The organism is Exiguobacterium sp. SH4S7 (genome assembly GCF_004336795.1).
Taxonomy (GTDB): domain Bacteria; phylum Bacillota; class Bacilli; order Exiguobacteriales; family Exiguobacteriaceae; genus Exiguobacterium; species Exiguobacterium aurantiacum_A.
Genome location: NZ_SJUT01000003.1, coordinates 281,818 through 296,444, shown reverse-complemented (window position 1 = coordinate 296,444; position 14,627 = coordinate 281,818). Strand labels below are relative to the sequence as shown.

The 14,627-nt window shown below is 53.1% G+C and carries 13 protein-coding genes and 2 other annotated features; of the genes, 10 read left to right on the top strand and 3 right to left on the bottom strand.

From position 1 onward, the window contains the following. Positions 1 to 8 precede the first annotated feature (8 nt). A complete protein-coding gene (locus EVJ29_RS08245; RefSeq protein ID WP_016510107.1) occupies positions 9 to 374 on the top strand; it encodes a DUF423 domain-containing protein in 366 nt (121 codons plus the stop codon). A gap of 462 nt (positions 375 to 836) precedes the next feature. After that, a complete protein-coding gene (locus EVJ29_RS08240; protein WP_131504958.1) occupies positions 837 to 2,414 on the top strand; it encodes a murein hydrolase activator EnvC family protein in 1,578 nt (525 codons plus the stop codon). 87 nt (positions 2,415 to 2,501) lie between these two features. Here EVJ29_RS08240 and EVJ29_RS08235 read toward each other — a convergent pair whose 3' ends face one another. Then, positions 2,502 to 3,869: an amino acid permease gene (locus EVJ29_RS08235; RefSeq protein WP_370252057.1), complete on the bottom strand. Its 1,368-nt coding sequence runs from the start codon at positions 3,867 to 3,869 to the stop codon at positions 2,502 to 2,504. A 190-nt stretch (positions 3,870 to 4,059) separates the two neighbouring features. After that, positions 4,060 to 4,290: a binding site (T-box leader), on the top strand. A 55-nt stretch (positions 4,291 to 4,345) separates the two neighbouring features. Then, positions 4,346 to 4,571, top strand: a binding site (T-box leader). 56 nt (positions 4,572 to 4,627) lie between these two features. Here EVJ29_RS08235 and trpD point away from each other — a divergent pair. Genes trpD through trpA form a run of 5 tightly spaced genes read left to right on the top strand, consistent with a single transcriptional unit; the run spans position 4,628 to position 8,853 of the window. Beyond that, the gene (gene trpD / locus EVJ29_RS08230) at positions 4,628 to 5,617 is read left to right on the top strand and encodes an anthranilate phosphoribosyltransferase (RefSeq protein WP_131458837.1); all 990 of its coding nucleotides are present in this window, start codon (positions 4,628 to 4,630) and stop codon (positions 5,615 to 5,617) included. Further along, complete coding sequence (gene trpC / locus EVJ29_RS08225; protein ID WP_131464734.1) at positions 5,614 to 6,375, top strand: indole-3-glycerol phosphate synthase TrpC; 762 nt, start codon at positions 5,614 to 5,616, stop codon at positions 6,373 to 6,375. The genes trpD and trpC overlap by 4 nt, the downstream gene beginning before the upstream one ends. Next, complete coding sequence (locus EVJ29_RS08220; RefSeq protein WP_131464732.1) at positions 6,351 to 6,923, top strand: phosphoribosylanthranilate isomerase; 573 nt, start codon at positions 6,351 to 6,353, stop codon at positions 6,921 to 6,923. Before trpC ends, EVJ29_RS08220 begins: the two co-directional genes overlap by 25 nt. After that, positions 6,905 to 8,089: a tryptophan synthase subunit beta gene (gene trpB / locus EVJ29_RS08215; protein ID WP_016508329.1), complete on the top strand. Its 1,185-nt coding sequence runs from the start codon at positions 6,905 to 6,907 to the stop codon at positions 8,087 to 8,089. The genes EVJ29_RS08220 and trpB overlap by 19 nt, the downstream gene beginning before the upstream one ends. Next, positions 8,086 to 8,853, top strand: coding sequence for a tryptophan synthase subunit alpha (gene trpA / locus EVJ29_RS08210; protein ID WP_131439350.1), 768 nt, complete (start codon positions 8,086 to 8,088; stop codon positions 8,851 to 8,853). The genes trpB and trpA overlap by 4 nt, the downstream gene beginning before the upstream one ends. A 36-nt stretch (positions 8,854 to 8,889) precedes the next feature. On the opposite strand, the gene EVJ29_RS08205 is transcribed toward trpA, so the two are convergent. Continuing rightward, positions 8,890 to 10,386: a potassium/proton antiporter gene (locus tag EVJ29_RS08205; protein ID WP_131464728.1), complete on the bottom strand. Its 1,497-nt coding sequence runs from the start codon at positions 10,384 to 10,386 to the stop codon at positions 8,890 to 8,892. Positions 10,387 to 10,540: 154 nt separating this feature from the next. On the opposite strand from EVJ29_RS08205, the gene EVJ29_RS08200 reads away from it, so the two are divergent. Continuing rightward, a complete protein-coding gene (locus EVJ29_RS08200) occupies positions 10,541 to 11,476 on the top strand; it encodes an ATP-grasp domain-containing protein (RefSeq protein ID WP_131490283.1) in 936 nt (311 codons plus the stop codon). Between the two features lie 228 nt (positions 11,477 to 11,704). On the opposite strand, the gene hemQ is transcribed toward EVJ29_RS08200, so the two are convergent. Next, a complete protein-coding gene (hemQ, locus tag EVJ29_RS08195) occupies positions 11,705 to 12,478 on the bottom strand; it encodes a hydrogen peroxide-dependent heme synthase (RefSeq protein WP_131490282.1) in 774 nt (257 codons plus the stop codon). 337 nt (positions 12,479 to 12,815) lie between these two features. Between hemQ and pta the strand changes: the two genes are divergently transcribed. Together pta and EVJ29_RS08185 are read left to right on the top strand one after the other, a co-directional pair. Then, positions 12,816 to 13,805, top strand: a complete 990-nt coding sequence (gene pta, locus EVJ29_RS08190; RefSeq protein WP_070329128.1) for a phosphate acetyltransferase — start codon at positions 12,816 to 12,818, stop codon at positions 13,803 to 13,805. Between the two features lie 77 nt (positions 13,806 to 13,882). Continuing rightward, positions 13,883 to 14,602: a DUF2711 family protein gene (locus EVJ29_RS08185; protein ID WP_131490281.1), complete on the top strand. Its 720-nt coding sequence runs from the start codon at positions 13,883 to 13,885 to the stop codon at positions 14,600 to 14,602. The last annotated feature ends 25 nt before the right edge of the window (positions 14,603 to 14,627 follow it).

Sequence of the window (14,627 nt, the reverse complement as noted above, 5' to 3'; positions counted from 1 at the left end):
GAAACCATATGAAATTATTACTCATTACCGGTGCTGCCTTGATGGCACTCGGTGTCGCGCTCGGCGCGTTCGGGGCCCACGCATTGAAAGAGCGTCTGGCACCGAACATGCTCGCGAACTGGCAGACGGGGGTCTTGTACCACATGATCCATGCGATCGGCATCATTGCGCTCGCTAGTATTTTGACGAAAGTGAGCATCAGTCAATTCAACACAGCCGGTTGGCTCATGTTTGCCGGCATCCTGTTCTTCTCGGGCAGCTTGTATGTCATGGCACTTACAGGTATCACGAAACTTGGTGCGGTCACACCAATCGGTGGTGTTCTTTTCATCGCGGCGTGGGTGTTCGTCATCATCGGTGCGTTCAAACTTTAACGAAATGTCCATCGAGCGTTAACACTTCGTCTGTATGATTAGACGTGTGAGCCCCCTCGATTTCACACCCGCAACGAACATTCGGTCAGTCCTGTCATCTTCGCCTTGAGCGAGAAGTCAGACTGACCTTTTTTACGTTTTTTGGAAATGGATGAGTTTAGAAAAAATGCTGGAATATGCTTTTTTGAAATAAGGTAAATGATTTGCTATTTTCAGCTACTATGACAGAAACGTTTCAAGCCATAAAAAATCGAAAAAACGTTGAAATACAAAGAAGAGGGAATGCCAACGGCTTTCCCTCTTCTTTGTCGTAATCAAAGTGAAATATAACTTTAACAGGAAAACATTCGAGACTTCGATATAATTAGCCGTGTTGAAACTGAAAAATTAATCGTTTTTGTTACATAGCAAAACGACCGACTTAAATAGAGTATGTAAAACTAGACCGTCAAATTAGAAAGGATGTCTGCATTGATCAATTGGAAACGTACTGTCTCGACACTTACGCTAAGCGCCTTGCTTCTCGGCACGCACTCGGTAGCCGATGCCTCGACGACAATCAAAGAAAAACAAGAGCAACAGAAAAAAGTTAAAGAACAACGCAATAGCGTCAAACAGAATCAATCGAATACGTCTTCGAAAATCGAACAGAACACTAAAGAAATCTCGAAGGTACAAGAAGAAGTCAATAAGATGGACGCTCAGCTTCAAGACATCATCTACGACGTAGCGGCGAAACGCCAAGAAATCAAGCGTACCGAGATGAAGATTGAAGATCTCGAAGCGGACATTAAAGGTTACGAGAAAAAGATGATCGCTCAAGAAAAAATGATGAAAGAGCGGATGGCCACGATGCAAACGAACGGTGGCGGTTCAATCAACTGGGCAGAATTTATCTTTGGATCAAAAAACTTCTCTGACTTGATCACACGCATGATTACGGCTGGTACGATCCAACGTAGCGACCAAGAGTTGTTCAACGACTACGAAGCGACACGTCTGTCTCTTCAAGAAGCACAAGCCGCACTCAAAGCAGAGCGGGCCTCACTTCTAGAGCAACAGAAAGCACTCGAAGTGCGTCAAGCCGAACTCGAGAAGAAGATGAAACAGCGTGAAGCTCGCATCAAAGAACTCGAAGAGAAAAATATCGAATTTGAAACGCAAATCTTCGACCTACAAGAAATCGAAGCGACGTTGATCGCTCAAGAAGAAGCGATTGCAGCTGAAATCGAAGCACAGCGCCGTGAAGAAGAAGAAGCGCGTCGTCGTACGGAAGAGGCAGCACGTCAAGAAGCGGCTCGTAAAGCTGAAGAGGCACGCCAAGCTGAGGCTGCCAAAGCAGCGGCCGCGCAACAAGCCGAAGAAGCGAGAGCTGAAGCTGCACGTCAAGAAGAAGCGGCTAAAGCTGCTGCTGCACAAGCTGCTGCTCAGAAAAAGCAGAACAGTAATACTAATTCCCAGTCATCGTCGTCTTCAAACCAAACGACACAAAATAATGTGACAGCTTCTAAACCGGCTGCACCACCGGCACCTAAGCCTAAGCCAGCACCAAAGCCGACACCAAAACCGGCACCGGCTCCTAAACCGGTACCGACTACGCCGACAGCTTCGGCACCGGCACCATCGAGCGCGAAATTCATTCAACCGACGACTGGTCGTTTCTCGCAAGGTTTCGGACCGGCAAGCGGACAGTTCGGCTATTCGTTCCATAACGGTGTCGATATCGCCGGACCAGTCGGTACACCGATCCGGGCTTCGGCAACAGGAACGGTCATTCGGGCTGGATGGGGTGGCGCTTATGGGAACCACGTCATGATCGCCCACGTCATTGGCGGTCAAGTTTGGACGACTGTCTATGCGCACATGAACTCGGTATCAGTTAGCGCTGGTCAGCGTGTGACGCAAGGATCAAACATTGGAACGCTCGGGAACACTGGAAACTCTTCAGGCCCGCACCTTCACTTTGAAATCCACCAAGGCAGCTACTCATACTCGTCTTCGAGCGCCGGTAGCACCGTCAACCCACGTCAGTTCTTCTAATCCTAAACAAACGAGCACTCGTCAATCGCGACGGGTGCTCGTTTTTGCGAAAAAATAGTGCCCATCCATTGCGGATAGGCACTATTTTTAATTAGCTTGCTCGATGTCGTCTTGTTTTGTGTCAGTCTTACGGAATCGCTCGCGAACGAGATAGATGATCGTTAAGCCGACCAACCATGGGATCCCGAACTTGAGTAAGATGTTGAAATCGGTAAACCATGTCGTGATCATTAAGCTGAGCAGCAGACCGGCACCTAGGAGCGGTAAGAACGGATAGCCAATCATACGGACAGGGAGTTTACGTCCCGTCCATTTTTTGCGGAAGAATAAGTGTGAGACGAAGACCATGAACCATGTGAAGATCGCTCCGAACATCGAGATGCCCATGAGGAACGGATACGACGTCTCCATGAATACTTGAAGCAGTGCCGCGAGGACGATCCCGCCTGTCGAAACGAACAAGGCAGGCATCGGAATCCCGCTGGTGCTTACTTTTTTGAAGATACGCGGTGCGTCGCCGGCTTCGGCGAGCGAGTACATCATGCGCGTCGAGGCATACAATTGCGCGTTCATCGCCGACAAGGCGGCGACCAAGATGACGAAGTTCAAAATGCTAGCCGCGCCAGGCACGTCAAACTGCTGCATGACGAGGACGAATGGGCTTTGATCGATACCAGCCTGCTGCCATGGGATGAGCATGAGCATGATGGCGATCGTAATCAAATAGAAGAACGTCAAGCGGAACACGGTCGCCCGCAGCGCCTTCGGTACGGCGCGGTCCGGGTCTTTCGCCTCGCCGGCCGTGACGGCGACGAGCTCTGTCCCGAGGAAGCTGAAGAGCGAGATGAAGATCGTCACCCACATGCCGTAAAATCCGAAAGCGAAGAACCCTTCATTTCCGGTCGTGATCGATTCGATCGGTGAGCCCGGTTGACCGAACAGTGCGGCCGCACCGAGGACGATGAAAAGAATGATGGCAGTGACTTTGATGAATGATAACCAGTATTCGGTTGTCCCGAACGTATGGACGTGCCGAGCGTTGACGTAGATGAGCAATCCGCCGAACACGGCGACCCAGACGAATCCGTTCACATCCGGGAACCAGTAGCGCATGTAAATCGCGATTGCGCTCACTTCGACCCCGATTGCGAGGACGTTGGCGATCCAGTACGAGTAACGGACCAAGAAGCCGGCGAGCGGATGGACATAACGCTCGGCGATCGTGCCGAACGAGCCTGAAGTCGGATGAGCGACGGTCATCTCGGCGAGACAACCCATGAGCAAGAGGACGATAAACGCCCCGATGGCGTAACTGACGAGCACGCTCGGTCCTGCCGTTTGGATGGCGAGGCCGCTTCCGAGGAAGAGGCCCGTTCCGATGGCGCTGCCAAGCGAGATCATCGTGAGCTGTCGGGTCGACAGTTCACGTTTTAGTTTGCTAGTTTCCAAAGTCAAATCTCCTTTAGTTGAGTGAAGTGTTGTTGGGGACGACTATAGCAGACAAAAAAATCACGTGTCAACTTGCGACGTTCTGAAACATGCGGTCGATTCGTCCGCACTTATAGAAGCAAAGTTTTTTTTGCACACTTTTGTTTGACAGGATGAATCGGGAACGGTATAGTACGAGTTAACTTAACTGAAACGAACAAAAGCGTCGACGAAGAGAAGTAACGACGGTCCCCGCATGACAGAGAGCTGATGGTTGGTGTGAATCAGTATGTGGGACGTCGCGAATGGACTTCCGAGCTCTAAACCGAAATTTTTAGTAGGCTTTAGCGGGTTACCCACCGTTATCACGGGGAAGCGGATGATTGTCCGTGAAGTGGGTTCGACATGAACCAACGAAGGTGGCACCACGGGGTTACTCGTCCTTCTCATAGCGTGAGCTGTGAGTTGGACCGAGTGACCCTTTTTTGTTTTTTAAATTGAATCTTAAATCGATGATTGAGAAGAGTAGCGTGAAGAAGTCTCGTACAGAGAGTCAGGGGTGGTGGGATCCTGACCGAGACCGTCACGTGAATGGGCTCATGAGAGCACGGCTGAATGTTAGTAGGCCGTGACGGCTTCCACCGTTATCAGGATACGATGTGATAGCATCGGAAAGTGGGATCGATTGATCCAACGAGAGGTGGCACCGCGGTCCATACCGTCCTCCATACGACAGACGTCGTATGGAGTTTTTTTATACCCAAATCGCTTAAGGAGGAACGGACATGTTAACACGACTACTGACGAACCAAGTGACGACGACCGAGATGAAACAGGCGGCTTCCGAGTTGTTTCAAGCGGATGAAACGCAAATCACCGAGGTGCTTCTCGCATTGAAAGCACGCGGCGAGACGGCCGAAGAGATGGCGGGGCTGGCCGATTATATCCGTGAAGCGGCGACGTTCCCGGAGACGACGCTCCCTGTGCTCGACGTTTGTGGGACCGGCGGTGACGGAGCGAACACGTTCAACATTAGTTCGACCGTCGCGTTCGTTCTCGCCGGACTTGGTATCCCGGTCGCGAAACATGGGAATCGGAGCGTGTCGAGCCGGTCGGGTAGCGCCGATGTGCTCGAGGCGTTGAATATCCCGATTGTCCAAAGTGCTGACGACGTGTTAGCTGAACTTGAGCGGACGAACTTGAGCTTCTTGTTCGCCCAACATGTCCACCCGATTATGAAACATGTCATGCCGGTGCGAAAACGGCTCGGGACGGCGACGATCTTCAATCAAATCGGTCCGCTGACGAACCCGCTCAAGCCGAGACGGCAATTGATCGGCGTCTACCATCCAGACTTGATTGAGAAGATGGCTACGGCGATGCGCCATCTCGGAGTCGAACGGGGCATGGTCGTCCATGGGGCCGGCGGACTCGATGAGGCGAGCCTCGTTGGTGCGAACGAGGTACTCTTCTTTGACGGAGAGCAGACGGCACGATATCAAGTCGACCCGCGAGACGTCGGGTTGATGCGGGCACCGCTGTCGGCGCTACAAGGTGGTACACCCGAAGAGAATGCGAAGACGCTCGTCGCCGTTTTGAACGGCGCGGCAGGACCGGCGCGGGACGTCGTCTTGTTGAATGCGGCACTCGCATTATGCACATACGGCGCCGTCAAGACGTTACGTGAAGGTGTGGCCGAGGCGAGCCGAAGCATCGACGAGGGCCACGCCGTCCGCGTCCTTAAGCAACTACAAAAAACGGAGGTGGGCGCATGAGCTACTTGACGAAAATTATTGGGACGAAAATCGAAGAGGTCAATCAGATGCAAGACGTCACGGTCACGGCGACAGAGCCGATCTCGTTACAGAGGCTGGTCGCGGACGGGTTTCATATCATCGCGGAAATTAAGCGGGCGTCCCCATCAAAAGGCGTGATTCGAGCCGAACTGGATGTGGCCGAACGGGCTCAGGTTTACGAACGGGCCGGTGCGACGATGATTTCGGTGCTGACGGATACGACGTACTTTAATGGGTCGTTCGATGACTTACGCCAAGTCGCTGACGCCGTCGATATCCCGGTCCTGTGTAAAGACTTCATCATCGATGAACGGCAGCTCGATCGGGCGAAAGCGGCCGGCGCGAGCGCGGCGTTGTTGATCGTCGCGGCGCTGCATCCGACTCGCCTGCACGCGTTGAAGCAACACGCACGCCTGATCGGCCTCGACGTGCTCGTCGAAGTGCACGATGAAGCCGAGCTCCAGACGGCGCTCGAACTTGAGGACGTGCTGATCGGCATCAACAACCGGAACTTGAAGACGTTCGACGTATCGCTTGAGACATCGATTGAATTGATGAAGCGTTATCCGAACGTGGCGTTCGTCAGTGAGAGCGGAGTCAGCACCGGCGAATCAGCGAGCCGACTGCGAGACGCGGGAGCCAAAGCCATTCTCGTCGGAGAGGCGCTTATGCGACAGGATGACCCGACGGCGTTGATTGAGGAGCTGAAGACGTGTTCGTTAAAATATGTGGATTAAAAACAGAAGCAAGCGTGACGGCGGCGGTTGAAGCCGGGGCCGATGCGATCGGCTTCGTGTTCGCGAACAGCTCACGCCAAGTCGATGTGACGACGGCGAAACGGCTACGGCAGTTGATCCCGAATCACGTCCGTGTCGTCGGAGTGTTCCTCGACCCGACGCTTGAGGAGGTCGAGACGGCGATCACGTGTGGATTGACGGATATCCAACTGCACCGGCGCACGTTGCCGTTTGAATCGTTCCGGCAGTTCAATCTGCCGATCATCGAAGCGAGTAGCAAGACAGAGGCAGATATCGTCTTACTGGATGCACCGACGCCCGGAAGCGGGGAGACGCTCGACTGGTCACAGTTGGAACGCCCCAAGCGAACGTTCTGGCTCGCCGGTGGTTTGACGGCCGATAACGTGAGACAAGCGATGCATGACGTACGGCCTGACGGGGTCGACGTCTCAAGCGGTGTCGAGACAGATGGAGAGAAAGATATCGATAAAATTCGCACGTTCATCAGACGTGCCAAGGAGGAAACACCATGTACACACAACCAGTGAACGGAAAGTTTGGCCCGTACGGAGGAAAGTATATACCGGAAACACTCATGCAAGCAGTTGAAGAACTCGAGGTGGCTTATGAGGAAGCGAAGTTAGATCCTGAATTTCAAGAACGCTTCGACGAGTTGCTCAGCGAATACGTCGGACGGGAGACGCCGCTCTACTATGCGGAGAACATGAGTCGACGCCTCGGGACGAACGTCTACTTGAAACGTGAGGATTTGAACCATACCGGTGCCCACAAGATCAACAACACGATCGGGCAGGCGCTTCTCGCCAAGCGGATGGGGAAACAGAAAATTGTCGCTGAGACCGGTGCCGGACAACATGGTGTGGCGACGGCGACGGTGTGCGCGCTGCTCAACTTAGAATGTACGATTTTCATGGGTGAGGTCGATGTCGAGCGGCAAGAGTTGAACGTGTTTCGGATGGAACTGCTCGGGGCGACGGTCATTCCGGTCAAGTCAGGCAGCCGAACATTGAAAGATGCGGTCAACGAGGCGTTACGCTACTGGGTCAAACACGTTGACGATACGCACTACGTCATGGGCTCTGTACTTGGACCACACCCATTCCCGACGATGGTACGTGACTTCCAAAGTGTGATCGGAACAGAGACGCGGCGTCAAATTTTAGATAAGACCGGACGCTTGCCGGATGCCGTCATCGCTTGCGTCGGTGGTGGCAGCAACGCCATGGGGATGTTCTACCCGTTCTTGAATGACGAGGATGTCGCCTTGTACGGTGTCGAGGCAGCAGGAAGCGGCGTCGATACGGACAAGCATGCGGCGACGCTCACGAAAGGTGAGGTCGGCGTGCTCCACGGCTCGCTCATGTACGTGCTCCAAGATGGGGCCGGACAAATCCAAGAAGCGCACTCGATCTCGGCCGGCCTCGATTATCCTGGGGTCGGACCAGAACATAGTTTCTTGAAAGACATCGAGCGTGTCCGTTACGCGGCGGTCACCGATGAGGCAGCGTTAGAGGCATGTATGTCACTCAGTCGACATGAGGGCATCATTCCGGCACTCGAGTCGTCACATGCGCTCGCCTATGCCGAGACGCTCGCCGCGACGATGGACGAGGACGATTTGCTCGTCATCTGTCTGTCAGGCCGAGGCGATAAAGATGTGCATACGATTCGAGAAAGGGTGGGACGGAAATGAGCTTAGAGACAGCGATTCGAAATAGAGACGGGGCAGCGTTCGTCCCTTACATCATGGCCGGAGACGGCGGACTCGATCAACTCATTCCGACGATCGAACGGCTTGAAGCGATGGGCGCGACGGCGATCGAGCTCGGGATCCCGTTCTCAGATCCGGTAGCGGACGGGCCGATCATCGAGGCGGCGGGGATGCGTGCTCTCGCGAACGGCGTGACGCTCTCTAGTGTGTTGGATTATTTAATAGAAGGAACTGAGCGTTTCTCAGTCCCGATCGTCCTCATGACATACTTGAATCCGGTGTTCCGGTTCGGAATCCAACCGTTCTTCGACCGTGCGGCCGCATGCGGCGTCAGCGGTGTCATCATCCCCGATTTGCCGTTCGAAGAGAGCCTCGAACTATTCGCAGGGATCGAACGGAACGGGGTCGCGGTCGTCCCGCTCGTCACATTGACGAGTAACAAACAACGAATCGACACGATCTTAAGTCAGGCCGAGGGGTTCGTCTACGCGGTGACGCTCAAAGGGACGACCGGAAAAGTCGACGCGTTCCCGGACGAACTGCTCGCCCATTTGCGCTCGTTGACAGAACGGTCTCCGGTCCCGGTACTCGCCGGATTCGGTGTCCATCGGGAAGACCAAGTACAAGCGCTCGGTGAGGCGTGTGACGGGGTCGTCGTCGGCAGTTTCATCGTCGAGGCGCTCCACGCCGGACGCGAGCAAGACGTCGCCGATTTGATCGCAGCGGCGCGTCGAGTCAAAGCATAAAACAAGGACCGTGCCTCGGGCACGGTCCTTGTTCGTTCATAGCTCGACGCGTTCAAGCCCGTCTTCGCCGAACTTGCGATCGAGTTGGTCGTGACGATACGTCGAGGCGAGGACGTACAATAAGTCGCCCGGCTCAATTTTCGTTTGACCCGTAGGCGGGATGAGGTAGTCTTTGCGGACGATCGCATTGACGACCGTGTTCGGCGGTAACGTGATGTCGGCGAGCGTGCGTCCGATCATCGATGACGTTTCTGTCGCCACGTACGGAACGAGCTGATGCTGCGACTGTTTACTCGACACGAGCGCGATCGTATACGGTGAGCGAATCTTATCCGGCCCGAGCAGGTTCAGTCTGGCCGCGAGCGGTGTGAGCGTCGTTCCTTGAATCAACGCGCTCGTCACGACGACGAAGAAGACGGCGTTGAAGATGAGTTGGCTGTTGTCGATCCCGGCGATGAGCGGAAACGTCGCTAGCACGATCGGGACCGCTCCTTTTAGGCCGGCCCAGGAGATGAACAGTTTTTCCTTATGCGTGAACGGCATCGCGATCGTCGATAAGTAAACGGCGATCGGACGGGCGACGAACATGAGGAAAAATGAAATCAACAGCCCTTTCCAAATGAGTTCTGGGTCGAACAGTTGTTTCGGATAGACGAGAAGGCCGAGGATGACGAACATGATAATTTGCATGATCCAAGCGAGCGCCTCCGAAAATTGGACGATGGTCACTTCGTGGGCGGTGTGGGCGTTCCCGACGATCATCGCGGCAAGATAGACGGCAAGCAAGCCGCTGCCGGCGAAATAGGCGGCCACTCCATACGTCATGAACGCCATCGAAATCATGAGGACGGCGTGCAGGCCGCTCGACTCAAGGCGCAAGTGATTGAGCATGAGCCGTGACAGGTTCCCGAGCATGTACCCGGCGAACGCCCCGACGATGATCTGGAGGATGAACATCCCAATGCCGTCCCAAATCGTCGTGTCCGGTTTCAACATGAAGTCGAGAGCGAGGATCGTTAAAAACATCGCCATCGGGTCATTCGTGCCGGACTCGGCTTCGAGTGTCGCGCCGACTTTCGGTGCGATATTCTTTCCTTTAAAGGCGGCGAATACGGCGGCAGCATCGGTCGAGCCGATGATGGCACCGAATAGGAAAGACTCAATCCAGTCGAAACCGAATACGAAACGAACGGCTACGGCGACGAATCCGGCCGTCAATAAGACGCCGATCGTCGCGAGCGAGGCGGACGGAGCGAGGACACTCCGAATCGAGGCCCATTTCGTCTGCAGACCACCTTCGAACAAAATAACGATCAGAGCGGAGATTCCAATCATCTGGGCAAGGTTCGAGTCATCGAAGAAGATTAAGCCGGTGACGTCACTGCCCATGACCATGCCGATCCCCATGAACAGAATCAACGCAGGAAGGCCAAAACGGGTGGACACGCGCGTGGCCAAAACTCCCGCGACGAGGAGGAGACCGAACAAGAGGATTGAAACGTCTGTACTTAAAATAGGTGCAGTCAAACACATCACTTCCCTTTGAAATTGTCACTTTTCACATAGATTATTAAGTTCATTATACCATGAAACCGTTATGAAATAAGAATGAACGTATCGTCAATTATGCTAATTGGAATAGTCGGATATCGGTGTGGTACATTAGGAGTATCAAAGGGGGATTCATATGGCTAAAATTCACGTCTTGCATGAAAACAATGAGTGGACGGACCATCTCGTCAAACGGCTCGAGGAGTTATCGCTTCCATATGAACTGTGGCATTTAGATGAAGGAATCATCGATATTGAAGCGACGCCGCCAGATGGTGTGTTCTATAACCGGATGAGTGCGTCGTCACATACGCGCGGGCATCGCTACGCGCCAGAGCTGACGGAAGGGGTACTTGCCTGGCTCGAGGCGAACGGACGGACCGTCTTCAACGGGACACGGGCGATTCGCCTCGAAGTGAGCAAGGTCAACCAGTATACGGCGCTTCGTCAAGAAGGGATCCGTGTGCCGAGGACGATCGCTGCCGTCGGAAAAAAACAAATCATCGAGGCGGCCGAGAAGCTTGGCATGAGCCCGTTCATCACGAAGCATAACCGGGCTGGTAAAGGGCTTGGCGTGCAGCTGTTCCATTCGATTGAGGCGTTGAAAGGGTATGTGTACGGACCGGCGTTCGAGGACTCGGTCGATGGCATCACGCTCATCCAACAATATATCGAAGCGCCGAAACCGTTCATCACGCGCTGTGAATTTATCGGCGGAAAGTTCCTCTACGCGGTACGGGTCGACACGTCGGAAGGGTTCGAACTATGCCCGGCGGATGCGTGCTCGATTGAAGACCAATTCTGCCCGGTCGGCGAGACGCCGCCGGCCAAATTTGAAATCGTCGACGGGTTTGCCGATCCGATCATCGATCAACTAGAAGCGTTCTTGGTAAAAAATAATATCGCAGTCGCGGGGATCGAGATTATCGAAGACCGTGACGGTAACGTCTATGCGTACGACGTCAACACGAATACGAACTATAACTCGGACGCGGAAGCGAAGGCAGGTCAATACGGCATGCTAGAACTCGCGACGTTCCTTGGCGACGCGCTTCACGCGAAGACAAAATAAGGGTCAGGCTTTCGCCTGACCCTTTCGCTGTGTATGTTGTAATTGTTGTTCAAATCGAATTTGGACTAGCTCTGCTGTCGGGGTCATTCGTTCAATGAACGAATCTAAACGTTTTGCAGTGTCTCGATCTGATTCCTTGAACACGCGCATCGTTGTTCACCTCATTGATCATTGTTGTAAGTGCCTCTACAACGATGTTTCCCGAGGGGGTCGATGCGTAAACCTCAATCAACCGAGGAATGTGCCGAGTTCTTCTTTTGGAAGGATGTTTCCGACGTAGAAGTCACCAAACTCCCCATATTTGGCGCTGACTTCATCGAAACGCATCTCGTAAACAATCTTCTTAAATTGGAGCGAGTCTTCCGCGAAGAGCGTGACGCCCCATTCCCAGCCGTCAAATCCGGTCGATCCGCCGATGAACTGCTGGATCTTGCCGGCATAGCTGCGGCCGATCATGCTGTGACGGTACATGAGGTCTTTCCGCTCGTCCATCGACAGCGTATACCAGTTGTCCTCGTCACGGCGCGCCTTGCTCATCGGATAGAAGCAGATGTGGGCTGCTTTCGGCAACGTCGGGTACAAGCGCGAGCGGATGTGCGGGTTCTCGTATGGATCTCCGTCACCAGAGCCACGGTACATGCCGAGCTCGATGACCGAGACGTAAGAGTACGATGGGATCATATAGTCGTACAGTTTCGTCTTACGAAGGGCGAGTTCGACTTGCTCGAGCTCTTTGAACGTCGGACGAAGGACCATGAGGACGACGTCCGCTTTTTGACCGAGGATTGAATAGAAGGCGTGACTGCCTTCTCCGCGTGTTTCGACGTCTTCAAGCGAGGCGAGGAAGGCGACGAACTCCTCAATCATTTCTTGACGCGCCTCTTTGTCGACTGCTTTTAGGCGTGTCCAATCGATCGAGCGGAAATCATGGAGCGTATACCAACCGTCTAATGTGGCGGCTGCGTGCTGTGTTTCGGTTGTCGGTGCTGGACGTTCTGACATGAAAAAACTCCTTTCAAGACTTGGCTTCGCTGTTTATTTTACCACAGACACTTTACCGCCTGGCAAATTTGGCGCTGTCTGTGAGGGTAATCACAATCGAGACCGGGGAAAGGAAAAAGCGGACACAGAAATGTAAACGGCTTCACAGCAACCTGTATCAGTCATAAATACATAACTGTTCTATTCATATAATGACTGATTTCAAGCGATTTATGACGATATGGGCAGAATAGTTTATTTTAAAAAAAGGACTGTGTATAATAAAACACGCATACGGACAATTGTGTCCTAAAGAGAAAACATAGATATCTTCCAATCGAAAAGGAGTTCACTTACCATGAAATTATTTGACACGTTGAAGCAAAAAGTCAGCCCGATTCGTCCGACCATCGTCTTAGCAGAAGGCGTCGATGAGCGCGTCCTTGGAGCTGCAGTCCGTTTAAAAAATGACGGCATGGTCAACCCAATCGTCGTCGGTCCGAAAGCGGACATCGATGCAGTCGCAGCGAAACACGGCTTTGATATCTCGAACTTGACACAGTACGACCCAGCGACATACGAAGATATCGACACGCTCGTCGAATCGTTCGTCGAACGCCGTAAAGGCAAAGCGACGGCTGAACAAGCTCGTGAATTGTTGTCGTCAGATGTGAACTACTTCGGTACGATGCTCGTCCATACGGGCAAAGCGGAAGGTCTCGTCTCGGGTGCGATGCATGCGACGGCCGACACGGTCCGTCCGGCACTTCAAATCATCAAGATGCAAGAAGGCATCAAAAAGACGTCAGGTGTATTCATCATGGTACGTGACGATGAGCAATACGTCTTCTCGGACTGTGCGATCAACATCGCACCGGATGCGGCCGACCTTGCCGAGAACGCCTACTTGTCAGCGTTGACGGCGAAGACGTTCGGCATCGAGCCGCAAGTCGCGCTCCTCAGCTTCTCGACGAAAGGTTCGGCGAAGTCGCCTGAAACCGAGAAAGTCATCGAAGCGACGCGTCTCGCCAAAGAGAAAGCGCCAAACCTTCCAATCGATGGTGAGCTTCAGTTCGACGCAGCGTTCGTCCCGAGCGTGGCAGCGAAGAAAGCACCGGGCTCTGACGTCGCCGGTAACGCCAACGTGTTCGTCTTCCCGAGCCTCGAAGCCGGGAACATTGGCTACAAGATGGTTCAACGTTTCGGCGGATTCGAAGCGATCGGACCGATCTTGCAAGGTCTCAACAAGCCAGTCAATGACTTGTCGCGTGGCTGTAATGAAGAAGACGTCTATAAATTGACGCTCATCACAGCGGCACAAGCGATTGACGAGCGCAACGAAGCGTAAGTCAGAAGCATCTTCCCACAGCGGAGGATGCTTTTTTTGATGCGTAGTTGTAAACTATTGGAAAAGGAGGCGGTCACATGGAGGAGATTGAGGGAGCCATCACTTTACCGGAAGGACATCGCTACGCCATGTTCGGCGGTGGAGATGATTTTCCGATTAAAACTTACTATGAGGGTGTGTTTGAAGAAGTGTTCGTCGCGTACCATCCGTTTCTCGGACCGATAGAAGATCCTAAAGCAATTGACCGATATGTCGAGATGAACAAAAACGAAGTGGAACAGCATTTTCGTGCCGTCGCATGGGAAGATATGCGCCGCCAACTTGGTTTTGAAGACGTCAAACGTATCGATCACGCACTCCGAACGATGATTGGGGCGTTGAAACCGCATGCCGAAGATAAAGAAGGCGCAAATCGAATCATCGAATTTTGCGAGCGCGAGAATTTACTCCCACCTGGCGAAGGCGAGCTGTCTGATTTCTTAAAGAATCGGGTATTAAGGGCGCTTCTGGAGACGGGAGAAGAATGGATATGGAGCGGCGACGAGTTTTGTACGGAGCGCCATCTTATCAACATTCGAGAAGTTCTTGCAGCCGATACATGGGACATGAATCATCGCACGTTTTTCGGCTATCAGCATGATTGGCTCATCGTACCGCCGTGGGATAGCCACTTCACTTTATTTTGCGGCAGTCAGTCTTGGGTAAGTGACATGGTCGAACGTTGTGGTCTGAAAGGTTTCTACTGCGATGACGAGACGACCATCAATTGGAGTTTGTCCGACACGAAACTGAGGTAAACTAGTAGGGGATAACAATTTAAGG

Excerpts from the sequence above, each read along its gene's own strand:
- EVJ29_RS08245 (WP_016510107.1), top strand. The coding sequence starts at position 9 with ATGAAATTATTACTCATTACCGGTGCTGCCTTGATGGCACTCGGTGTC.
- EVJ29_RS08240 (WP_131504958.1), top strand. The coding sequence starts at position 837 with ATGTCTGCATTGATCAATTGGAAACGTACTGTCTCGACACTTACGCTA.
- trpD (WP_131458837.1), top strand. The coding sequence starts at position 4,628 with ATGTTAACACGACTACTGACGAACCAAGTGACGACGACCGAGATGAAA.
- trpC (WP_131464734.1), top strand. The coding sequence starts at position 5,614 with ATGAGCTACTTGACGAAAATTATTGGGACGAAAATCGAAGAGGTCAAT.
- trpB (WP_016508329.1), top strand. The coding sequence starts at position 6,905 with ATGTACACACAACCAGTGAACGGAAAGTTTGGCCCGTACGGAGGAAAG.
- trpA (WP_131439350.1), top strand. The coding sequence starts at position 8,086 with ATGAGCTTAGAGACAGCGATTCGAAATAGAGACGGGGCAGCGTTCGTC.
- EVJ29_RS08205 (WP_131464728.1), bottom strand. The coding sequence starts at position 10,386 with ATGTGTTTGACTGCACCTATTTTAAGTACAGACGTTTCAATCCTCTTG.
- EVJ29_RS08200 (WP_131490283.1), top strand. The coding sequence starts at position 10,541 with ATGGCTAAAATTCACGTCTTGCATGAAAACAATGAGTGGACGGACCAT.
- hemQ (WP_131490282.1), bottom strand. The coding sequence starts at position 12,478 with ATGTCAGAACGTCCAGCACCGACAACCGAAACACAGCACGCAGCCGCC.
- pta (WP_070329128.1), top strand. The coding sequence starts at position 12,816 with ATGAAATTATTTGACACGTTGAAGCAAAAAGTCAGCCCGATTCGTCCG.
- EVJ29_RS08185 (WP_131490281.1), top strand. The coding sequence starts at position 13,883 with ATGGAGGAGATTGAGGGAGCCATCACTTTACCGGAAGGACATCGCTAC.